Source organism: Actinospineispora eucalypti (assembly GCF_039543365.1).
GTDB lineage: Bacteria > Actinomycetota > Actinomycetes > Mycobacteriales > Pseudonocardiaceae > Pseudonocardia > Pseudonocardia eucalypti.
This window is the reverse complement of record NZ_BAABJP010000001.1, coordinates 792,743-813,103: the sequence shown is the minus strand read 5'-3', so window position 1 is coordinate 813,103 and position 20,361 is coordinate 792,743. Positions and strand designations below refer to the sequence as shown.

The window sequence follows — 20,361 nt, the reverse complement described above, 5'->3', positions numbered from 1 at the left end:
CTCCTGGGCGGGTTGTCCTAGGAGTATGAACTCCCCGGCAGCCCGCGTTGTTCCTTTTTTCGCTGCCTCCCACCTTGGACCACGCCGGTTAGGCGGAGGTTAGTTCATGCTGAGAGGTGGTTAAGAACCTCGACGCGGAGCCGTCAATACCCGATCGGAGGAGGTCTAAGCAGTAACCTCGCTCAGGTGATCGGTCCTCGCCCCGCCACCGCGCCCGCCGGCGCGGCAACCGGGCTCGCCCATCACTACCTGGACGAGGACCAGCCGCTGCGGGACGCCCGGGTGCGCGGGGTCGACTTCGGCTGCGAGCCGATCGAGCCGACCGACGGGGCCACGCTGCGCTTCCTGGCGACCACTCTGCGGGCCAGGACGGTGGTGGAGATCGGCACCGGCTCCGGGGTGAGCGGGCTGTGGCTGCTGCGCGGCATGGCCCCCGACGGGGTGCTGACCTCGATCGACCTGGAGTCGGAGTACCAGCGCGCCGCCCGCGCCTGCTTCCGCGCCGCCGGTTACCCGAGCTCCCGGTTCCGCCTGATCAACGGGCATGCGCTGGACGTGCTGCCCCGGCTGGCCGACGGGGGCTACGACCTGGTCTTCGTGGACGCGGTGCCGATGGAGTACCCGCGTTACCTGGAGGCGGCCATCCGGCTGCTGCGGCCCGGCGGAGTGGTCGCCCTGTGCGGCGTGCTCGGCGACGAGGAGCTGGAGTCCTACGGCAACAACCGGGACGCACGGGCGCTGCTCCAGGTGTCGCGGACCTGCCGGGAGGACGAGCGCCTGGTGCCGCTGCCCGGGTTGGACTCGGTGCTGCTGGTCGCGGCCAAGGCGCTCTAGCTGGCGCTGACGCCCTTGCCCAGCACCACCACACCACCGGTGCTGACGGTGTAGCGCGCGCGGTCCAGGGCCAGGTCAACGCCCAGTTGGGCGCCGTCCGGCACCACCACGTTCTTGTCCAGGATGGCCCGCCGCACCTCCGCGCCCTTGCCGATGCGCACCCCGGGCAGCAGGACCGAGTCGGACACCTCGGCGCCGGCCTCCACCAGTACCCCGTTGCTCACCACCGAGCGGGTGACCAGGCCGCCGGAGATGATCGTGCCGGGACCGACGATGGAGTCCTCGGCCCGACCGGACACCACGAACTTGGCCGGCGGCAGGGGCGGCGTGGCGGTGCGGATCGGCCACTTGTCGTTGTACAGGTTGAAGATCGGGTGCACGGACACCAGGTCAACGTGCGCCTCGTAGTAGGCGTCCAGCGTCCCGACGTCGCGCCAGTAGCCGATGTCCCGGTCGGTGGCCCCGGGCACCACGTTGTCCGCGAAGTCGTACACCGCCGCCTCACCCGCCCGCACCAGGCGCGGGATGATGTCGCCGCCCATGTCGTGGTCGGAGTCGGCGTCCTCGGCGTCCGCGTGCAGCGCGTCCAGCAGCACGTCGGTGGAGAACAGGTAGTTGCCCATCGAGGCGAACGTGACGTCCGGGTCGTCGGGGGTGCCCGGCGGGTCGGAAGGTTTCTCCAGGAAGTCGACGATGCGCCCGTCCGCGTTCGCCGAGATGCAACCGAAACCCTTGGCCTCGGTGCGGGGCACCCGGATGCCGGCGACGGTGACCCCGGCCCCGCTGGTGACGTGGCGCTCCAGCATCTGCGACGGGTCCATGCGGTACACGTGGTCCGCGCCGAACACCGCGATGTAGTCCGGGCGCTCGTCGTAGACCAGGTTCAGGCTCTGGAAGATGGCGTCCGCCGAACCGGTGTACCAGCGCCGGCCGAGCCGCTGCTGCGCCGGCACCGGGGTGATGTACTGGCCCAACACGCTGGACAAACGCCAGGTGGTGGAGATGTGCCGGTCCAGCGAGTGGGACTTGTACTGGGTGAGCACGCAGATCCGGTGCATCCCGGCGTTGACCAGGTTGGAGAGCACGAAGTCGATAAGGCGGTAGTTGCCGCCGAACGGCACGGCCGGTTTCGCCCGGTCGGCGGTGAGCGGCCACAGCCGCTTCCCCTCACCGCCGGCAAGCACGATGCCCAGCACGTTGCCCGGTGCGTTCATCCGCATCCGCTCACCCCCCGGCCGACCCTAGCCGGCAGACATCGCCTCGGCCAGCACGGTGAGCGTGCGCGCGGCGAAACCGGTCGCCCCGGCGGCGACCTCTCGGTACGGCTTCTCGCAGCGCGCCGGGCCGGCGATGTCCAGGTGCGCCCAGGGCAGCCCGGCGGTGAACGCGCGCAGGAACAGCGCCGCGCCGATGCCGCTCGGCCCCTTCGGAATCTGCCGCAGGTCGGCGATGTCCGACGGCACCTCCTCGGCGACGTGGTCCAGCAGGGGCATCCGCCACAGCTGCTCACCGGTGCGCTCCCCGGCCGCCAGCAACGCCTCGGCCAGCGGGTCGTCGGTGGCGAACAGGCCGCCGGTGCGCAAACCCAGGCTCACCTTCATGGCGCCGGTCAGCGTGGCCACGTCCACGATCAGGTCGGGCTCCAGCTCGCGAACGGCGTAGCCGATCGCGTCGGCCAGCACCATCCGGCCCTCGGCGTCGGTGTTGGTCACCTCGGTGGTCTGGCCGTCGTAGTGCCGCACCACGTCACCCGGCCGGTAGGCCGAGCCGGACACGTGGTTCTCCGCCGCCGGGACCAGCCCGGTCACCTTGATCGGCAGCTCCAGCCGGGCGATGGCCAGCATCGCGCCGATCACCGCCGCGCCGCCGGCCATGTCGGTGCGCATCAGGTGCATGCCGTCGGCCGGTTTGATGGAGATGCCACCGGTGTCGAAGGTGATGCCCTTGCCCACCAGGACCAGGTGCTTCGTGGCACCGGGGGGCGTCCAGGTGAGGCGCAACAACGCCGGCGGGCGGGACGACCCGCCACCCACGGCGAGCATGCCGCCGAAGCCGTTGGCCACCAGCCACTCGTGCGGGCGCACCGACGCGGCCAGGCCCGGCACGTCCTCGGCCAGCGCGGCGGCGGTCTCCACCAGCCAGGTCGGGCTCTTCACGTCGGAGGGGGCACTGGCCAGGTCACGGGCGAGCGCGGTCGCCCCGGCGAGCGCGCTCGCCCGCGCCAGCTGCTCACCGGCCGCCGCCAGCTCGCCGGCCGGCACGACCAGCAGCACCTCACCCGGTGGCGGCGGCTGCTTCCGGGTCACCTTGAACCGGTGCGAGCCCAGGATCAGCCCGACGGCCAGGGCCACCCGGGCGGCCTCGGACATCCCGGAGGCGTCCAGCGAGGCCCGTCCGGCGTCCGAAACCCCTTCCGCCGAAGACGCTTCCGTCCGGTCCGCGCGGGCGCCCATGCCGGCGGAGAGGGTCGCCCCGGCGTGCCGCAGTCCGCCCTCGTCGGCGCCGTCCCCGATGCCGAGCAGCCAACTCCCGTCCGGCAGTCGATGCAGCTCACCGGGCTTGCCGGTGGCCCCGAGCAGGGTGATCAACTCGCTGGCCACCGGCTCGGCGGGCCAGCCCCGCTGGTTTCCCTGCTCGTCGAGCGTGACGACGCGTGGCGCCCCCGGGTCCGGCCCGGTCGCCGCGGTCACCTTTAGCAGGGGGGTCGGAACGCGCGGGAACACGTCACCCACGCTCCGCCCGGCCGGCTCCCCGAAGCCGGTTGCCGCCGTACTCAGCCCGATGCCGCCTTCAAAGCGTCGCCGAGGTCACTCGCCTCTTCCGCCGACATCTCGACCACCAGCCGGCCACCGCCTTCTAACGGGACGCGCATGACGATGCCCCGGCCCTCCTTGGTCACTTCGAGGGGACCGTCGCCGGTCCGGGGCTTCATGGCCGCCATGTCGAGCTCCCTCCATCGCCGAACAGGTCCCCGGGCTCGGGGAAGTCGGGGCCCGGCGCGGGGCTGCCTAGTGCGCCGCGCCGGGGTGACCCGGGCCCGCCTGTGTTTATTCTCCCCTATTGCCGAATCAGGAGTGCAACCGAGGCGATCATTGAGCTGAACGCTCACCGTCAGCAATCGCGGCGGCACAACCCGCTAGGTGATCGTTTACCAGCCCGGTCGCCTGCATCAACGCGTAACACGTGGTCGGCCCCACGAAGCTGAACCCGCGTCGCTTGAGTTCCTTGGCCATCGCCTTGGACTCGGGGGTCACCGCCGGCACCTCGGCCAGCGTGCGCGGGCGCGGCCGGGAGTCCGGGTCCGGGGCGAACGACCAGAGCAGCTCGTCCAACGGGGTGTCCATGGCCAGCACCGCGCGGGCGTTGCGCAGCGTTGCGTCGATCTTCGCCCGGTTCCGCACGATGCCGGGATCGGCGAGCAGCCGGGCCACGTCGGCGTCGTCGAACTCGGCCACCTCGGACGGCTCGAAGTTGGCGAACGCGGCCCGGAACGACTCCCGTTTACGCAGGATGACCAGCCAGGACAGCCCGGACTGGAAGGCCTCCAGGGATACCCGCTCGAACATCTGCCGCACCCCGCGCAGCGGCCGCCCCCACTCCTCGTCGTGGTAGGCCACGTACTCCGGCGCGGACAGCCCCCAGGGGCAGCGCGGCTGCCCGTCCGGGCCGGGCCGCAGGTCGCTCGCGGTCATTTCTCCTCCGGGTACTGCTCGCAGAACCGGGCCAGCCGGCGCAGCGACCAGCGCACCCCGGCCGCCATCACCGGCCGCGCGAACGGCCACCCGAACCGGCCCACGGGCCCGAACGGGAGCTCCAGGCGCTCCACCCACTCCACCTCCGAACCACCGTCCGCCCGGCCCGAGACGGTGAACTCGCCCTCGCCCCGGACCAGCCAGCCGGTGTGCCGGACCACGCAGCGCCGGACCGCCGGGTCGAACTCGGTGATCTCCATGGTGTCCACGAAGCCGAAAGCGCCGTAGCCGGTCCTGGCACTCAGCGTGGAGCCGACCGAACGCCCGTCGCCGCCGGTCACCTCCACCGTGGTGCCGAGCATCCACTCGCCTTGGCGGGCCCAGTCGGTGACCGCGCGCCAGGTCCGCTCCGGCGGGGCGGCGACCGGCTCGGACAGCGCCACGGTGCTCATTCGGCGGCCCCTTCGGGCGGGCTCGACGGCGTTGAGCCAGAGCCGGGAGTGGAGCCGGACGGCGCGGGGGCCAGCTCGTCCACCTGGCGGCGCAGCTCGTCCCGCTCCGCGCCCACCCGCTCCAGCTCGCCGGCCAACCGCTCCAGCACCCAGTCCACCTCGGACATCTTGTAACCGCGCACCACCTGCTGGAATCGCACCGCGCGCACGTCGGTGGCGGCCACATCGGACTCGGGCAGCCAGGTAGGAGTGGCGCCGGGCGGAACCGGCGCGAGCTCCTCGCCCCGGCCGAACACCGCCGAGGCGACCACGAAGAAGACGGCGGCCACCGCCAGCACCGCCAACAGGTAGATCAGCGCCGTTCCCACGACGGAAACCCTAAAGCCTGCCCCCGACAACCTCGCGCATCGGCGGGCGCTCGGTCACCTCGACCCGCTGGCCGGTCGGCAACCACTCGCCTTCGAGCTGGCGGAACTGGGTGATCGCGCCACCCGCGTCGGGCAGCGCGCACCGGTGCAGCGCGGCGGCCAGAATCTGCCTGGCCATCACGCCCAGGGCCAGCAGCGAGCGGTTGCGGTGCTTGCGCACTCCCAGGTTGACCTGCGCCAACGCGTCCAGCCCCCGGTTGGTGTGGGTGTCCAGCAGCAGCCCGATCTCCACCCCGTAACCCGCCGCGAACGGCACCGACTCGAGCAGCTCGCGGGTCGCCGCGTACTCCCCGCCGAGCGGTTGCACCACCCCGGACAGCTCCGGCCGCAACGCGGCCAGCAACGGCCGCACCAGCAGCTCGGTGACCCGCCCGCCGCCGGTCTCCAGCTCGGACGTCTCCAGCCGCAGCGGCCGCCGGTAGAACCCCTTGACCAGCGCCACCCTGGGCTCGGTGAGCAGCGGGCCGAGCAACGCCGGCACGAACCCGGGGTCGAAGTCCACCAGGTCGGAGTCCAGGAAGACCACCAGATCACCGCTGGTGGCGGCCAGCGAGCGCCAGAGCACCTCGCCCTTGCCGGCCAGCGGGGGCAGCTCGGGCAGCACGTCCGAACGGCCGACCACCCGCGCACCGGCCGCCGCCGCGCGCTCCCCGGTCTGATCGGTGGACCCGGAGTCCATCACGAGCAGCTCGTCCACCAGCGGTTCCGCGCCCCGGGTGAGCGGCACGATGGCCGCCACGATCGGCCCCACGGTGTCCTGCTCGTTCAGCGCCGGCAGCACCACCGAGACGGTGCGCCCGCGCTTGGCCGCGCGCAGCTCGTCCACCGTCCACGCCGGCCGCTGCCAGGTGCGCCGCGCGAACCACCGCTCCAGTTCGGGTTCCATCTACGCCAGCCCCCGCACGCAGCCGGCGGGCGGCCGGGTGCCCTGGATGCTGGCCACCATGTCCACCGTGCGGCGGGTGGCGGCCACGTCGTGCGCCCGGAACACCCGCGCGCCGGCGGCGGCGGCCAGCGCGGTCGCGGCGAGCGTGCCCTCGCCGCGTTCCTCCAGGCCGACGCCGAGCGTCTCCCCGATGAAGTCCTTGTGCGAGAGCGCCATCAGCACCGGCCAACCGGTGTCCGCCAGCTCGTCGCACCGGCGCAACAGCTCCAGCCCGTGCCAGGTGTTCTTGCCGAAGTCGTGGGTCGGGTCGATCAGGATGCCCTCCCTCGGTACGCCCAGCGCGAGCACCCGCTCCGCCTGCCCGGTCAGCTCGGCGATCACGTCCGCCACCAGGTTCGGGTAGCTGACCCGGTGCGGGCGGGTGCGCGGCACCGCGCCGCCGGTGTGCGAGCAGACCACGCCGACCTCGAACTCGGCGGCCACCTCGGCCAGCTTGGGATCCGCGCCGGCCCAGGTGTCGTTGATCAGGTCCGCGCCTTCCTCGCAGGCCAGCCGGCCCACCTCGGCGCGCCAGGTGTCCACGCTGATCACCACGTCCGGATGGCGGGCCCGGACGGTGGCGATGAACGGGACCACCCGCCGGATCTCCTCGTCGGTGTCCACGTCGCTGCCCGGACCCGCCTTGACCCCGCCGATGTCCACGATGTCCGCCCCCTCGGCGACGGCGGCGTCCACCGCGGCCAACGCGTCCGCCTCGGCGAACGTGGCGCCCCGGTCGTAGAACGAGTCGGGGGTGCGGTTCACGATCGCCATCACCAGCGCCCGGTCCGCCGGCGGCGTCCGGGTACCGAACCGCAGTGGTGTCCTCACACTTCGAGCATTACACGGCGACCGGACCGGCGCAGGCGTCCAGCGCGGTGCTCACATCGGCGGCCCGGACCAGCCGGCTGATCGAGGTCGGCCCGGCGAACCCGGCGTCCACCAGCTCGTTCATCCAGGCCATCAGGCCGTCGTAGTGGCCGTTCGGGTCGAGCAGCACCACCGGTTTGGCGTGCAGGTTCAGCACCCCGGCGCTCCACGTCTCGACCAGCTCCTCACAGGTTCCCAGGCCGCCGGGCAGGGTGATGAAGGCGTCGGCGTGCGCGTCCATCAGCGCCTTGCGCTCGCGCATCGTGTCGGTGATGAGCAGCTCGTCGGCGTCGTGGTCGGCCCATTCCCGCTCCACCATGGAGCGCGGGATCACGCCGACCGTCCGAGCCCCGCCGGCCCGCGCCGCCTTGGCCACCGCGCCCATCATGGACCGGCGCCCACCCCCGGAGACCAGCGTCCAGCCGCGCTCGGCGATTCCCGAACCGACCGCCTCGGCCAGCGCCAGGTTGCTCGGGTCTACCCCGTCCCAGGACGAGCAGTAGACACAGACAGCGCGGCTCAATGGGTCTCTTCCCACGCCTTGTAGGCCTCGTTGACCAGCTTGACGGCCTCGTCGATGTCGTCCGTGACGTGCACCAGGGCGAGGTCCTTCTCACCGATCTTGCCGCTTTCGAACACCGAGTTCTTCAACCACTCGTAGAGGCCGCCCCAGTACTCGGTGCCCAGCAGCACCACCGGGAACTTGGTGACCTTCTTGGTCTGCACCAGGGTGAGCGCCTCGAACAGCTCGTCCAGCGTGCCGAAGCCGCCGGGCAGGCAGACGAACGCCTGCGAGTACTTCACGAACATGGTCTTGCGGGCGAAGAAGTAGCGGAAGTTGATGCCCAGGTCCACCCAGGGGTTGAGGCCCTGCTCGAAGGGCAGCTCGATGCCGAGGCCGACGGACAGCCCGCCCGCGTCGTTGCAGCCCCGGTTGACCGCTTCCATGGTGCCGGGGCCGCCGCCGGTCATCACCGCGAACCCGGACTCGGCCAGCGCCTTCCCCAGATCCCGTCCCAGCTGGTACTCCGGGTGCTCGCGCTTGGTGCGGGCCGAGCCGAACACGGTGACCGCGCGGGGCAGCTCGGCCAGCATGCCGAAGCCCTCGACGAACTCGGCCTGGATGCGCAGCACCCGCCACGGGTCGGTGTGCACCCAGTCGGAGGGACCGCGCGAGTCGAGCAGGCGCTGGTCGGTCGTGGTGGGTTCTACGCGGCGGTCCCGGCGCAGCACGACCGGGCCTCGGAGCTTTTCTGAAGGGCGCTCGTCGTCGACAGACACCCCACCGACACTAGCGCCCGGCCGACGTCAGGTAGCGGCGGAGCAACTCCGTGCACCGGGTGATTCGGTCGATGTTCACGAACTCTTCCCGGGTGTGCGCCAGGTTCGGGTCGCCGGGGCCGAAGTTGATCGCCGGAATGCCCAGGGCGGCGAACCGGGAGACGTCCGTCCAGCCGTACTTGGCCACCGGCCGCGCGCCGGTCGCGGCCAGGAACGCCTTCGCCGCCGGGGCGTGCAGGCCGGGCAGCGCGCCGGCCGCCGAGTCGGTGATCTCCAGCGGTGCATGGTCGAAGACCTCGCGCACGTGGTCGGCGGCCTGCTCGGGCGTGCGGTCCGGGGCGAACCGGAAGTTCACCGTGACGCAGGCCTCGTCCGGCACCACGTTGCCCGCGACGCCGCCCTCGATGCGCACCGCCTGCAGGCCCTCCCGGTAGACGCAGCCGTCGATGTCCACCTGGCGGGGCCGGTACTCGTTGAGCCGCCGCAGGATGGGGGCCGCCGCGTGGATGGCGTTCTCGCCCAGCCAGGACCGGGCGGAGTGGGCGCGCCGCCCGGTCGTGCGCACCACCGCGCGCAGCGTGCCCTGGCAGCCGGCTTCCACGGCGCCGTCCGTCGGCTCGGCCAGGACCGCCAGGTCGGCCTGGAGCCAGTCCCGGTGCTCCCGCTCGATCCGGCCCAGCCCGTTGCGCGCGGCTTCCACCTCCTCGCAGTCGTAGAACACGAGGGTGAGCTCGTGCGCCGGGTCGTCGATGGTGGCCGCCAGGTGGGCGATCATCGCGTCCCCGGACTTCATGTCGGACGTGCCGCAGCCGTAGATGCGGTCCCCCTCGCGGTGGGACGGCACGTTGTCCGCGATCGGCACGGTGTCCAGGTGGCCGGCCAGCAGCACCCTGGTCGGCCGGTCACCGTTGGTGCGCGCGAGCACCGCGTTTCCGCTGCGCAGCAGCTCGAACGTGGGCGCCTGCGCACGCAAGGCCTCCTCCACGGCGTCCGCCAGTGCTCCCTCCTCGCCGGACACGCTCGGTACGTCGACCAGCGCGGCGGTGAGCTCGACCGGGTCGGCACTCAGGTCGAGAGCTGGAACTGGGCCCCGGGCTACCGTCGCCCGAGCGGAAGCGCTCATACCCCGCACGCTACGCCGACCACGTCGTCCGGTTCCCGCCGCTCTCCTCCGGAGTCCTCCAACACGCTATGGCTCTGCGTGGAAATATGCGCCACGTCGCAAATTCACGGCTCAATTCGAGAAGCAGACTCCGTGAGGTGAAACCCCCGCATTCCTGATCGCGCTCAGCCGCGCAGCTCGTCAAGAGCAGCTGATCCGCCGCGGCGGCGCGTGTCGCGTATTTCCACGCAGAGCCATACCTTCCGCGGAGGGGTTGGGGAGGAGACGCCCGAGGGGCGGCCTATAGCACAAGTCGAGGATGGCCGGTTTGAGTTGCCCACAGGTGCAGGGGTTTTGCCGGGTTATCCACAGGCAGGCATCAAGCGGTTGGCCGGTCTCGCGCTGAAACGCAGAGTGGGGGAATGACCGATCGTCGACTGTTCAAGTTTTGCGTTGCCGGGCTGGTTCGCGCCGTTCGACGGCGGGCGGACCTCAGCCAACGGGAACTCGCCGCACGGGCCGGCGTCTCGCGGTCCACGGTGAACCGGGTGGAGGCGGGCGGCTACGCACCGAGCCTCGCCATGCTGAGCCGGTTGCTCGCGGTCGCGGACGTCCATCTGGTTGCGGTGGACGGCCAGGGACACGTTGTGCCGCCGCTGCGTGCCTGGGACAACACGAAGGACGGCGCGAACAGACACTTTCCCGCGCACCTGGACACAGTGCTCGACCCCCGCGACGGTGAGTGGTGGGGCGATCGCTTCGGGCTGGCCCGCCCGCCGGAGACCTATCACCGTGACCGCCGGCTCCGCGACGCCCAGCGCGCCCGCAGCCGATGGGAGGTTCGGGGAATGCAGTCCGACCGGGCGAGCGAACCACCGATCCCAATCGTCCGCGACGGGCGCCTGCTGCGCTTCGGCTAACGTGTCGCTCGTGCATATCACCGAAGGCGCGTACGGCGTCGGGCTGGCCACCGTGGCGGGCGACGGCACCGTGCTGGACACCTGGTTCCCCGCTCCCGTGCTGGGCTCGGCCGCCGGCGCGGCCGACCAACCCGACCTGACCGGGCTCGCCGGTCGGGACCAGGCGCGCGGCGTCGAACTGGTCGTGGTGCGCACCGAGATCGGCTCACTGGCCGACCCGCCGGAGGACGCGCACGACGTCTACCTGCGCCTGCACCTGCTCAGCCACCGCCTTGCCCGGCCGCACTCGATCAACCTGGACGGCATGTTCGGCCTGCTCGCCACCGTGGTGTGGACCAGCGCCGGCCCGTGCGCGGTGACCGACTTCGAGCTGACCAGGGCCAGGCTGCGCGCCACCGGGCAGAACGTCGCGGTGTACGGGCTGGACAAGTTCCCGCGCATGGTCGACTACGTGCTGCCCGCCGGCGTGCGCATCGCCGACGCCGACCGGGTGCGGCTGGGCGCCCACCTGGCCGCCGGCACCACCGTGATGCACGAGGGCTTCGTCAACTTCAACGCCGGCACGCTGGGCAACTCGATGGTGGAGGGCCGGATCTCGGCCGGTGTGGTGGTGGACGACGGCTCCGACGTCGGCGGCGGTGCGTCGATCATGGGCACGCTGTCCGGCGGCGGCAAGGACGTGATCTCGGTCGGCAAGCGCTGCCTGCTCGGGGCGAACGCCGGCATCGGCATCTCGCTCGGCGACGACTGCGTGGTGGAGGCCGGGCTGTACATCACCGCCGGGACCAAGGTGAAGCTGCCGGACGGCAGTGTGGTCAAGGCCCGCGAGCTGTCCGGCCACGACGGGTTGCTGCTGATCCGGGACTCGCAGACCGGCGCGGTACTAGCCCGATCGCGTGGCGGCCAGACCGTAGAGCTGAACGAAGCACTGCACGCGAACAACTAAAACTTAGACTGGTCTCATGGTCTTAACCGGCGCAACGGCCGTTCGGCACCCCGCTCCGATCCATCGGGGCACCGAGGCACCACCGCTGGCCGTGCTGCGGCTGCCCGAGCCGCTCACCGCCGTGCCCAGCGACCCCCCGGTGCACCACGTGCGGGTCGCGCTGGACACCCGGCTACGCGCGCTGCTCAAGCACGACGCGGGCGCGCGCATCGGGCGGGACGTCGAGGACGTGCACCAGATGCGGGTTTCCGTCCGGCGCATGCGGGCCGCCCTGAAGGCGGCCCGGCCGCTGTTGGACGCCGAGTGGTCGGACACGCTGCGGGCCGAGCTGGGTTGGTTGGGGCGCTCGTTGGGGCCGGTCCGGGACCTGGACGTGTTGTTGCCCCGGCTGCGCGGGCTGGCCGCCGACCTGCCGGAGAACGAGCGCGCCGCCGCCGAGGCGCTGATCAGCACGCTGGACGCGGACTACACGCTGGCCAGGGCGGACATGATGCACGCGCTGGCCGCGCCCCGCTACGTCACGCTGCTGGAACGGCTGGCCGACGCGGTCCGTCTGCCCCTGCCCACCCCGTCGGCCACCGAACGCCAGCCGGAGCTGGTCGAGCTGGTGCGCAAGGAGTTCCGCATGCTGCGCAAGGCGGTGCGGCGCGCCGGGGAGGACCCGCCGGACGAGGTGCTGCACGCGCTGCGCATCAAGGGCAAGCGGCTGCGCTACACCGGCGAGCTGGTGGAGCCGGTGCTCGGCAAGCCGGTCCGCCAGCTGCTCGGCGCCACCTCCGGCCTGCAGGAGGTGCTCGGCGATCACCAGGACGCCTGCGTCGCCCAGGAGAAGATCCGCGAGCTGCTGGACCGGGGCGCGACCAGCGGCGACCCGCGACTGCTGACGTTCGTCGCCGGGCGCCTGGTGGAGCGAGAGTACGCGCGCGCGGAACAGCAGCGCGGGCTCTGGTGGGCGGCCTGGCAGCGGGTGGCCGCGCGCGCCAGCGTCCTCTAGCCCGCCCGGGCCGGGCGGTCGGGTCGGGTCGGGCGGGTTGGTTCAGGCCCGTCGCCGATGAGCAGGATGGCCAGGGCCTGGGTCAGGCCGGCCAGTACCAGGACGCCGAACGGGACTCGGTAGCCGCCGGTGAGGTCCAGCAGCAGGCCCATCAGCAGCGGTGCCGTCCCGGCCATCAGGTAGCCGACGCCCAGCGCGAGGCCGCCCACCGCGCCGGCTCGCGCCCCGTCCGGGGTTCGCCAGGCGATCACCGAGATGCCCAGGGGGAACCCGGCGCCGACGCCGATCGCGGCCAGCACCGCCCAAGCCCACGGGCCGACCACCGGCGGCAGCGGCCAGCACAGCGCGCCGACCGTGCCCACCAGCCCGCAGACCAGCGACGCGGACGACCAGAACACCCACCGGCGGCGTCGCTCGGCCATCGCCGACACCAGCAGCGCCGCCGGGATCTGGGTGAACGTCCACAGCGCCTGCAGCAGCGCCGCTCGCCGCGGCGACCAGCCGAGGTGCTGGTAGTACGGGGCCAACCAGGTCAGCCAGCCGTAGAACTGCACCGACGTGGATGCCATGAAACACATGGCCAGCCGGGCGAAGCCGTCCCGCCAGGGCAGCGCCCCGCGCCGGTCGTTCGAACCCGGCGGGCACCACCGCGCCACCGACCACCAGGCGCCCACCGCGAGCAGCGCGGGCACCGCCCACACCGCCAGGGAGAACGACCAGCCACCCAGGCCGACGGCGAGCGGCACGGCGACCACGCTGGTCACCGAGGCGCCGATCATCATGGACACCACGTAGGAACCGGTAACCACCCCGGCCCGGCCCTCCAGGTGGTGTTTCACCACGCCGGTGACCAGCACGCCGGCCGTGCCGATGCCCCAGCCGACCAGCACACTGCCACAGATCAGTGCGGGCAGCGTCGGCACGATGCGCACCAGGCTGCCGGCGGAGAGGACCGCCACCGACACGGCCAGCCCGCGCTCCCAACCCAGCCGGACGCCCACGGCGGGAGCGGCGAACGAGCCAATGCCCATCAGCACCACCGCCGAGGCCTGCACCAGGCCGGCCGCGCCGGCGGAAAGCCCCAGGTCGTCCCGGACGATCTCCAGCAGCGGCGGGTAGCCGGCCAGCGCGGTGCGGAAGCTCACCGCCAGCAGCAGGACCCCGACCAGCACCGCTGCCGGGCGAGGCCGACTCATCGGCGGGCGCTCATGAAAGGAGCCGCTGCACCGCCGCGTCCACCCGCTCGTCGGTGGCGGTCAGCGCCACCCGCACGTGCCGCGCCCCGGCCGGGCCGTAGAACTCGCCCGGCGCGACCAGGATGCCCAGCCCGGCCAGCCGGTCCACGGTCGCCCGGCACGGTTCGCCGGCCGTGGCCCACAGGTAGAGCCCGGCTGGCGCGTTATCGGAGTGCTCGATTTTCAACCCGGCCGAGGTCAACGCGCCGGCCAGCTTCTCCCGCCGGGCGCGGTAGCGCGCCCACTGGGCGGCGACGTGCGTGTCGTCCTCCAGCGCGGCGGTCATCGCCACCTGCACCGGCCTCGGCATCATCATGCCGGCGTGCTTGCGCACCTCCAGCAGGCCGGCGACCAGCGAGGGGTCACCGGTCACGAACCCGGCCCGGTAGCCGGCCAGGTTGGACGTCTTGGACAGCGAGTGCACCGCCAGCAGCCCGGCGTGCGAACCGCCGCACACCTCGGGGTGCAGCACCGAGTAGACGCCCTCGGGCCGACCGCCGGACAGCCCGAGGTAGCACTCGTCGGCGGCCAGCACCGCGCCCCGCTCGCGCGTCCAGTCGACCATCTTGCGCAGGTGCTCGACCGGCAGCACCCGCCCGGTCGGGTTGGACGGCGAGTTCACCCACACCAGCCGCACGCGGGCCGGTCCGGCCGAGAGCAGCGAGTCGGCGCGCACCGGATCGGCGCCGGCAATGCGCGCGCCCACCTCGTACGTCGGGTAGGCCAGCTCGGGGATCACCACGGCGTCCCCCGCCCCCAGGCCGAGCAGCGTGGGCAGCCAGGCGACCAGCTCCTTGGAGCCGATGGTGGGCAGCACGGCGTCCGGGTTCAGCCCGTCGACCCCGTAGCGCCGGCCCATCGCCGCCGAGGCGGCCCCACGCAGGGCGGCGGTTCCCCAGGTGGCCGGGTAGCCGGGCGCCTGCGCCGGCTCGCTGGCCAGCGCCGCCCTGATCGCCGTCGGCACCTCGTCCACGGGGGTACCGACGGAGAGGTCCACAATGCCGTCCGGGTGGGCGGCCGCCTTCGCGGTGGCCTCGGCGAGCGAGTCCCAGGGAAAGTCCGGCAGCCCGGCGATGAACGGGCTCAAACAGTGCTCACGCGTCGTGTTCCTGCGGGGGCAGCCCGGAAGCCGGCGGCACGTCCCGCTCCACCCGGCCGACCTTGGAGGCGCCACCCGGCGAGCCGAGCTCCTCGAAGAAGTCGGCGTTCGCCTTGGTGTAGTCCTTCCACTGATCCGGAACGTCGTCCTCGTAGTAGATGGCCTCGACCGGGCAGACCGGCTCGCAGGCGCCGCAGTCGACGCACTCATCGGGGTGGATGTAGAGCATCCGCCCACCCTCATAGATGCAGTCAACCGGGCACTCTTCTATGCAGGCCTTGTCTTGCAGGTCGACACATGGCTCGGCGATCACATACGTCACGGCGTCTCTCCAGCGGTGGTAACGACGTTCTCGGACGTCAGTATGTCTCCTCAGTTTCCATCACGCGTACCAAGGTAGGCCTCTGTTGGCTGAATCACTCTCCCGGAAAGCCGGATGCGGCAAACTCGATGTTGTGGAAATCCGCGGCGCACGGTCCGCTGAGCTGCTGGCCCGGCTACACGGCTGCCGGGTGACCTTGCGGCACCGGCTGGCTACCCGGGATGGGCGGCCGTTATTCACCGACTCGGTCGGCGAGTTGGAGTCCGAGGGGCGGCCGGACCTGTTGGTGCACACCAGACGCGGTCCGGTCCGGGTGGCCAGGGAGGCGGTGGTGGCGGTGCGGGAGATCCCCCAGCCCCGGGCCCGGCGGGCGTCCTGGGCGGCGGTTTCCCGGCTGGAACGGCTGTGCGCCGACGCCTGGCCCGCCGTGGTGGACCGGCCGCTCGGCCAGTGGCGGCTGCGAGCCGCCGGCGGGTTCACCGGCCGGGCCAACTCGACCCTGGTGGTCGGCGACCCGGGCCGTCCCACGCCGGAAGCGCTGGCCGAGGCGGTCGGCTTCGCCGCCCGGCACGGGCTACGACCGAGGGCACAGGTGCCGCGCGACTCGCCGTGGCACGAGCGGCTGGCCGAACACGGCTGGCGGTTGGACGAGTCGCACGCACCGGGCGCCGAGGTGTCCGTACAGGTCACCGAGCTGGCCCAGCTGGCCGGCCGGTCCGCCGGCCCGGACAACGAGCCGGGCGAACCGGCGAAGTGGCCCGGTGTGGCGCCGAGGATCGACCCGCGACCGGACGCGGACTGGTGGCGCCTCACCGTGGAGGAACAACAGCCCTCCGAAGCCGCCCGCCACGTCCTGACCGCCCCCGCGCTGGCCGACCGGGACGCGATGGGGTTCGGGGTGGCACGGGACGGCCCCACCGCCGTCGGCGCGGTGCGGCTGGCGCTGGTGGACGGGCACCTGCACGTGGCCAGGCTGTGGGTGGCCCACGAGTACCGCAAGGCCGGCGTGGGTTCCGCGCTGATGCGCGCCGGCGCCCGGTGGGCGCTGGACCGGGGGGCGCAGTGGTGCGTGCTGCAGGTGGCCGAGCACAACGTGCCCGCCATGGCCCTGTACCGGCGGCTCGGCTTCCGCCAGCACCACCGCTACATCTACCTGGTGCCGCCGGACACGCCTTAGTCGGACCCCGCGCGTTCGTTCCGGATGACCCGGCCGAGGACGAACGCGCCGGGCAGCAGCCCGGCCATCACCTGGGCCATGGACAACAGGTCCAGCGGCAGCAGCACGTCACCACCGGGGCCGGCCAGGCCGATCCCGAAGATGACCACCGCCCAGGCCCCCAACACCAGGCCGGCCCCCGGCACACCGGCCACCGCGCCGGCGTTGCGCACCAGCCACGGGGTGGTGACCAACCCCAGCAACGCGCTGAGCGGGATCGGGACGGCACCCCAGTAGAGGGTGAGGAAGCACAGCTCCAGCACCGCGAGCAACACCGTGTCCACCAGCAGCACCGCCAGCACGGAGATCGCGCCGGTCTGCTCCCTCGGCTCGGCCGGGAGCGGCGCGAGTGCGGTACCGGTCGCGGTCCGGTCGTCGGTCATGCGGTCTCGATCCCCTCGAACAGGTCACGCTCGGGCGTTGTGGGAATGCCTTGCCGGCCGGCGGCCAGGACGTAGCACTCCTCGCGGTACACCGGTTGCCCGATCTCGTTGGTCAGCGCGAAGGCGCGGCGTTCGCCGTTCGCCCACACGGTCAGCTGGGTGGCGTGCCCGCGCAGCGCGGCCAGCTTGGCCGGCAGCTGCCGGCCGACGTCCAGCCTGGTGGTCACCGTTTCGTCCGGTACGCAGACCAGCTCGCCCGGTTCGCCCAGCCGCCACGGCAGGTCGGCCCCGGTGAGCTCGGCCAGCCCGGCCGCCAGGTCGCTGCGCGGCACCACGGTCCAGTACACCTTGCGCACCGACGGCGTGCGGGCGGCGGCGGCCATGGTGATCTCGTGTGCGCGCACGTGATCAGGATGCCCGTATCCGCCGCCCGGGTCGTAGCCGACCACCACCTGCGGCCGGGTCTCCGCCATGATCGCGGCCAGCGCGTCGACCTGCTCGGCCCGGTCGGCCGGGGTACAGAACGCCCTGGGGTGCAGCGTCGGGGGCACGGCGGGCCGCCCGTCCACGACGGTCATCCCGCTGTCCCGCCAGCGCCCGATCCCGCCCAGGAACCGCTGGTCGCGCAGGCCCAGGGCGGCCATGGCGGTGGCCAGCTCGCCGACCCGGTAACCGCCGAGCTGGTCGGCCGCCTCGGCCGCCAGCCCGGCCAGCGCGGGCACCATCACCTCACCCTGCTCGCCCAGCGTGCAGGTGACCAGGGTCACGTGGGTGTCGGGGTCGGAGGCGTACCGGGCGATGGTCCCGCCGGTGGTGATGGTCTCGTCGTCCGGATGTGCGTGCACGAGCAACAACCGGCGCGCCGCGTTCGAACCCACCGGGAAAGCTTAGTTCCAGGCGAGGGCGGAGCGTTGTTTCCAGTAGTCCGCAGGGTCTTCCGCGAGGTCGGCGAGCTCCGCCCGGTCGATCGGGACGTCCAGCGCGGCCAGGTTGGCCCGCAGCTGCCCGACACCGGCCGGGCCGAGGAGCACGGTGTCCGCCCACGGCTGGGCCAGCGCGGCGGCCAGCGCGACCGCGTCCTGGCCCACCCCGTACTCGGTGGCCAACCGGTCCACCGCCGGCGGGGCGGTGACCACCAGCCGCCCGTTGGCCAGTGCCTCCTTGACGATCACGTGGCAGCCGGCCGCGTGCGCGGCGGCCAGCGCATCCCCGGCCGAGGGCTCCAGCGGGTTCCAGGTGGACTGGACCGCGGAGAACAGGCCCAGCTCCAGCGCCCGTTCGATGGCGTCCGCCTGGTTCGGCCCGGACGTGGAGAAACCCAGCCGCGGGCCGGACTCGGCCAGCTCGGCGAGCAGACCCAGCAGCTCCCGGTCGGTGAACAGCGGGCTGTCCGGGGTCAGCGAGTGGACCTGGTAGAGGTCCAGGCGGTCGCCGAGCAGCTTCCGCGACTCGGCGTACTGCTCGCGCAGCCGGGCGGCCGAGTGCTCCTTCAGCTCATGCACCTGGGCGTCCATCCGCCACTCGCCGACGTAGGCGTAGCCCCACTTGCTGGATACGGTCAGCTCCGGCTGCCCCCGGGCGGCCAGCCAGCCGGCCAGGAACTCCTCCGCCCGCCCGTAGGAACGGGCCACGTCCACCCAGCGCACGCCGGCCGCGTAGGCCCCGTCCAGCACCGCCCAGCTGGCCGCGCGCATCTCGTCCACGGTTCGCTCGGCCGGCAGCTCGCCGTCGCGGCCCAGGTTGATGTACGCCGGCCGGCCCAGTGCGGCCAGTCCCAGGGCCAGCCGATCGACTCCGCCCGCGCTCACCCGGCGGCGCCCGGCGCGTCCTCGGTGACGCCCGGCGCGTCCTCGGTGACGCCCGGCGCGTCCTCGGTGACGCCCGGCGCGTCCTCGGTGACGCCCGGCGCGTCCTCGGTGACGCCCGGCGCGTCCTTGGTGGCGCCCGGCGCGTCCCGGGTGGCCTCGGCGAGCGCGGCGAACAGCAGCGCGGTGGAGCTGGCCCCCGGGTCCCGGTGGCCGATGCTGCGCGGCCCCAGGTAGGACGCCCGTCCCTTGCGGGCCTGCAGCGGCACGGTGGCCGCCGCGCCCTGTTCCGCCGCCTCGGCCGCCGCCTCGGCCGCCGCCGGCAACCCGCCGCCACCGGCCACCGCCTCACCCAGGGCCGCGACGGCGGGCGTCCACGCGTCCAGCATGGTCTTGTCGCCGGGTTGCGCCGCACCGAGCTTGGCCAACGCGGCGATCGCCGCGTTCAGCGCCTCGACCAGCTGCTCGGCGCTGGCCGACTCCCCGTCGCCCAGCGCTTTCCCCGCCGCCCGCAGCGCCGACCCGTAGAGCGGCCCGGAAGCCCCGCCGACCTTGGAGATCAGCGTCCCGCCCGCCTTGACCAGCACCGCGCCGACGGTGGCCGGCTCGGCGTCGGCCAGCGCGGTGCGCACGGCGTCGCACCCGCGCTGCATGTTGCTGCCGTGGTCACCGTCGCCGATCGCGCTGTCCAGCTGGGTGAGCTGGTCCCGGTGCGCGTCCACCGCGTCGGCGAACCGGTCCAGCCAGGCAACGGCCAGCGCCACGTCGATCTTCATCAATTGGTCCTCTCAACGTCCCCAACGCAGCGCCGGGGTCTGCACCGGCGCGGCCCACAGGTCCAGCAGCTGGTCGTCCGCCCGGCACACGCTGATCGACACCCCGGCCATGTCCAGGCTGGTCACGTAGTTGCCGACCAGGCTGGCCGCGATCTCCACCCGTCGCCCGCCGAGGATCTTCGCCACCTCGCCCGCGACCAGGTACAGCTCGATCAGCGGAGTGCCGCCGAGGCCGTTGACCAGCAGGATCGTCCGCTCACCGGCCGCCAGCGGGAGGTCCTCCAGGATCGCGTCCATGGCCAGCTCGACCAGCTCAGCGGCCGACCGCAGCTTGCCCCGCTCGCGGCCCGGCTCGCCGTGGATGCCCACGCCGATCTCGATCTCGTCCTCGGGCAGGTCGAACCCGGGCCGCCCGGACGCCGGCACGGTGCACGCGGTGAGCGCCACGGCGAACGAGCGGGAGGCGTCGTTCACCCGCGTGGCCACGTCGGCCACCTCGTCCAGCGGCGCGTCCCGCTCGGCCAGCGCGCCGGCGATCTTCTCCACGAACACCGTGGCGCCGGTTCCCCGCCGGCCGGCGGTGTAGGTGGAGTCCCGCACCGCCACGTCGTCGTTCACCAGGACGCCGCGCGCGGTGATGCCCTCGTCGCCGGCCAGTTCCTCGGCGAGCTGGAAGTTCATCACGTCGCCGGTGTAGTTCTTCACGATGAACAGCGCGCCGGCCCCGCCGTCGGTGGCCTTGGCGGCGGCCAGGATCTGGTCCGGCACCGGGGAGGTGAAGATCTCGCCCGGGCAGGCGCCGTCCAGCATCCCGTACCCCACGAACCCGCCGTGCAGGGGTTCGTGCCCGGACCCGCCGCCGGAGACCAGCGCGACCTTGCCCGCGCGCGGTCCTTCGGCCCGGGTGATGATCCGTTGTTCCGGGTCCACCCGCAGCTCGGGGTGCACGGCGGCCAGGCCGGCCATGGCGTCGACCAGCACCGACTCCGGCGCGTTGATCAGCTTCTTCATGCCAGAGCTCCTGACCATCGTTCGTCAATACTGAACGGCATAAAAACAGTATGCGTGGCCCGAATCACTG

24 protein-coding genes are annotated in these 20,361 nt (G+C 72.7%); 5 read left to right on the top strand and 19 right to left on the bottom strand.

The window, feature by feature from the left end:
• Positions 1-189: 189 nt before the first annotated feature.
• Entirely contained in the window at positions 190-834 is a 645-nt protein-coding gene (locus ABEB12_RS03940; RefSeq protein ID WP_185061113.1) for an O-methyltransferase, read from the top strand.
• On the opposite strand, the gene glgC is transcribed toward ABEB12_RS03940, so the two are convergent.
• The 11 genes from glgC to dapE form a co-directional block, all read right to left on the bottom strand.
• On the bottom strand, positions 831-2,048 hold the full coding sequence (gene glgC, locus ABEB12_RS03935) for a glucose-1-phosphate adenylyltransferase (RefSeq protein ID WP_185061112.1): 1,218 nt from the start codon (positions 2,046-2,048) through the stop codon (positions 831-833). The genes ABEB12_RS03940 and glgC overlap by 4 nt on opposite strands.
• A gap of 27 nt (positions 2,049-2,075) precedes the next feature.
• Positions 2,076-3,524, bottom strand: a complete 1,449-nt coding sequence (locus ABEB12_RS03930) for a leucyl aminopeptidase family protein (protein WP_345702516.1) — start codon at positions 3,522-3,524, stop codon at positions 2,076-2,078.
• A gap of 83 nt (positions 3,525-3,607) precedes the next feature.
• The gene (locus tag ABEB12_RS03925; RefSeq protein WP_084211001.1) at positions 3,608-3,775 is read right to left on the bottom strand and encodes a DUF3117 domain-containing protein; all 168 of its coding nucleotides are present in this window, start codon (positions 3,773-3,775) and stop codon (positions 3,608-3,610) included.
• Positions 3,776-3,923: 148 nt separating this feature from the next.
• The gene (locus ABEB12_RS03920; RefSeq protein WP_185058990.1) at positions 3,924-4,526 is read right to left on the bottom strand and encodes a DNA-3-methyladenine glycosylase I; all 603 of its coding nucleotides are present in this window, start codon (positions 4,524-4,526) and stop codon (positions 3,924-3,926) included.
• Positions 4,523-4,978, bottom strand: coding sequence for an SRPBCC family protein (locus ABEB12_RS03915; RefSeq protein ID WP_185058989.1), 456 nt, complete (start codon positions 4,976-4,978; stop codon positions 4,523-4,525). Before ABEB12_RS03915 ends, ABEB12_RS03920 begins: the two co-directional genes overlap by 4 nt.
• On the bottom strand, positions 4,975-5,346 hold the full coding sequence (locus ABEB12_RS03910; RefSeq protein ID WP_185058988.1) for a DivIVA domain-containing protein: 372 nt from the start codon (positions 5,344-5,346) through the stop codon (positions 4,975-4,977). The genes ABEB12_RS03915 and ABEB12_RS03910 overlap by 4 nt, the downstream gene beginning before the upstream one ends.
• 10 nt (positions 5,347-5,356) lie before the next feature.
• A complete protein-coding gene (locus tag ABEB12_RS03905) occupies positions 5,357-6,292 on the bottom strand; it encodes a glucosyl-3-phosphoglycerate synthase (RefSeq protein WP_185058987.1) in 936 nt (311 codons plus the stop codon).
• Positions 6,293-7,105: a dihydropteroate synthase gene (gene folP, locus ABEB12_RS03900; RefSeq protein WP_185061110.1), complete on the bottom strand. Its 813-nt coding sequence runs from the start codon at positions 7,103-7,105 to the stop codon at positions 6,293-6,295.
• Positions 7,106-7,172: 67 nt separating this feature from the next.
• A complete protein-coding gene (locus ABEB12_RS03895; protein ID WP_221497546.1) occupies positions 7,173-7,724 on the bottom strand; it encodes a TIGR00730 family Rossman fold protein in 552 nt (183 codons plus the stop codon).
• The gene (locus ABEB12_RS03890; protein WP_185058985.1) at positions 7,721-8,482 is read right to left on the bottom strand and encodes a TIGR00730 family Rossman fold protein; all 762 of its coding nucleotides are present in this window, start codon (positions 8,480-8,482) and stop codon (positions 7,721-7,723) included. The genes ABEB12_RS03895 and ABEB12_RS03890 overlap by 4 nt, the downstream gene beginning before the upstream one ends.
• A gap of 10 nt (positions 8,483-8,492) precedes the next feature.
• Entirely contained in the window at positions 8,493-9,605 is a 1,113-nt protein-coding gene (gene dapE, locus ABEB12_RS03885; RefSeq protein WP_185058984.1) for a succinyl-diaminopimelate desuccinylase, read from the bottom strand.
• 401 nt (positions 9,606-10,006) lie between these two features.
• Between dapE and ABEB12_RS03880 the strand changes: the two genes are divergently transcribed.
• From ABEB12_RS03880 to ABEB12_RS03870, 3 genes are read left to right on the top strand one after another with little or no spacing between them, the layout of a single operon-like run.
• Positions 10,007-10,504: a helix-turn-helix transcriptional regulator gene (locus tag ABEB12_RS03880; protein ID WP_345702515.1), complete on the top strand. Its 498-nt coding sequence runs from the start codon at positions 10,007-10,009 to the stop codon at positions 10,502-10,504.
• Between the two features lies 1 nt (position 10,505).
• Positions 10,506-11,450, top strand: a complete 945-nt coding sequence (gene dapD / locus ABEB12_RS03875; protein WP_425572196.1) for a 2,3,4,5-tetrahydropyridine-2,6-dicarboxylate N-succinyltransferase — start codon at positions 10,506-10,508, stop codon at positions 11,448-11,450.
• A gap of 16 nt (positions 11,451-11,466) precedes the next feature.
• Positions 11,467-12,444 (top strand): CHAD domain-containing protein, encoded by a 978-nt coding sequence (locus tag ABEB12_RS03870; protein WP_185058983.1) that lies wholly within the window; start codon positions 11,467-11,469, stop codon positions 12,442-12,444.
• Here the strand turns inward: ABEB12_RS03870 and ABEB12_RS03865 are convergent.
• From ABEB12_RS03865 to fdxA, 3 genes are read right to left on the bottom strand one after another with little or no spacing between them, the layout of a single operon-like run.
• Positions 12,441-13,640, bottom strand: coding sequence for an MFS transporter (locus ABEB12_RS03865; RefSeq protein WP_185058982.1), 1,200 nt, complete (start codon positions 13,638-13,640; stop codon positions 12,441-12,443). The genes ABEB12_RS03870 and ABEB12_RS03865 overlap by 4 nt on opposite strands.
• A 10-nt stretch (positions 13,641-13,650) precedes the next feature.
• Positions 13,651-14,766, bottom strand: a complete 1,116-nt coding sequence (gene dapC / locus ABEB12_RS03860; protein ID WP_221497545.1) for a succinyldiaminopimelate transaminase — start codon at positions 14,764-14,766, stop codon at positions 13,651-13,653.
• Between the two features lie 7 nt (positions 14,767-14,773).
• Positions 14,774-15,100 carry a ferredoxin gene (gene fdxA / locus ABEB12_RS03855; RefSeq protein ID WP_185058981.1) on the bottom strand — a complete coding sequence of 109 codons (327 nt, stop codon included), beginning with the start codon at positions 15,098-15,100 and terminating at the stop codon, positions 14,774-14,776.
• Between the two features lie 133 nt (positions 15,101-15,233).
• Between fdxA and ABEB12_RS03850 the strand changes: the two genes are divergently transcribed.
• Positions 15,234-16,277 carry a GNAT family N-acetyltransferase gene (locus ABEB12_RS03850; protein ID WP_345702514.1) on the top strand — a complete coding sequence of 348 codons (1,044 nt, stop codon included), beginning with the start codon at positions 15,234-15,236 and terminating at the stop codon, positions 16,275-16,277.
• On the opposite strand, the gene ABEB12_RS03845 is transcribed toward ABEB12_RS03850, so the two are convergent.
• Genes ABEB12_RS03845 through dhaK form a run of 5 tightly spaced genes read right to left on the bottom strand, consistent with a single transcriptional unit; the run spans position 16,274 to position 20,291 of the window.
• Positions 16,274-16,699, bottom strand: a complete 426-nt coding sequence (locus tag ABEB12_RS03845; RefSeq protein ID WP_345702513.1) for a hypothetical protein — start codon at positions 16,697-16,699, stop codon at positions 16,274-16,276. The genes ABEB12_RS03850 and ABEB12_RS03845 overlap by 4 nt on opposite strands.
• Entirely contained in the window at positions 16,696-17,577 is an 882-nt protein-coding gene (gene mshB / locus ABEB12_RS03840) for an N-acetyl-1-D-myo-inositol-2-amino-2-deoxy-alpha-D-glucopyranoside deacetylase (protein WP_345702512.1), read from the bottom strand. The genes ABEB12_RS03845 and mshB overlap by 4 nt, the downstream gene beginning before the upstream one ends.
• A gap of 9 nt (positions 17,578-17,586) precedes the next feature.
• The gene (locus ABEB12_RS03835) at positions 17,587-18,507 is read right to left on the bottom strand and encodes an aldo/keto reductase (protein WP_185058980.1); all 921 of its coding nucleotides are present in this window, start codon (positions 18,505-18,507) and stop codon (positions 17,587-17,589) included.
• Positions 18,504-19,280: a dihydroxyacetone kinase subunit DhaL gene (dhaL, locus tag ABEB12_RS03830; RefSeq protein ID WP_185058979.1), complete on the bottom strand. Its 777-nt coding sequence runs from the start codon at positions 19,278-19,280 to the stop codon at positions 18,504-18,506. The genes ABEB12_RS03835 and dhaL overlap by 4 nt, the downstream gene beginning before the upstream one ends.
• Before the next feature lie 12 nt (positions 19,281-19,292).
• Positions 19,293-20,291: a dihydroxyacetone kinase subunit DhaK gene (gene dhaK / locus ABEB12_RS03825; protein WP_185058978.1), complete on the bottom strand. Its 999-nt coding sequence runs from the start codon at positions 20,289-20,291 to the stop codon at positions 19,293-19,295.
• Positions 20,292-20,361 lie beyond the last annotated feature (70 nt).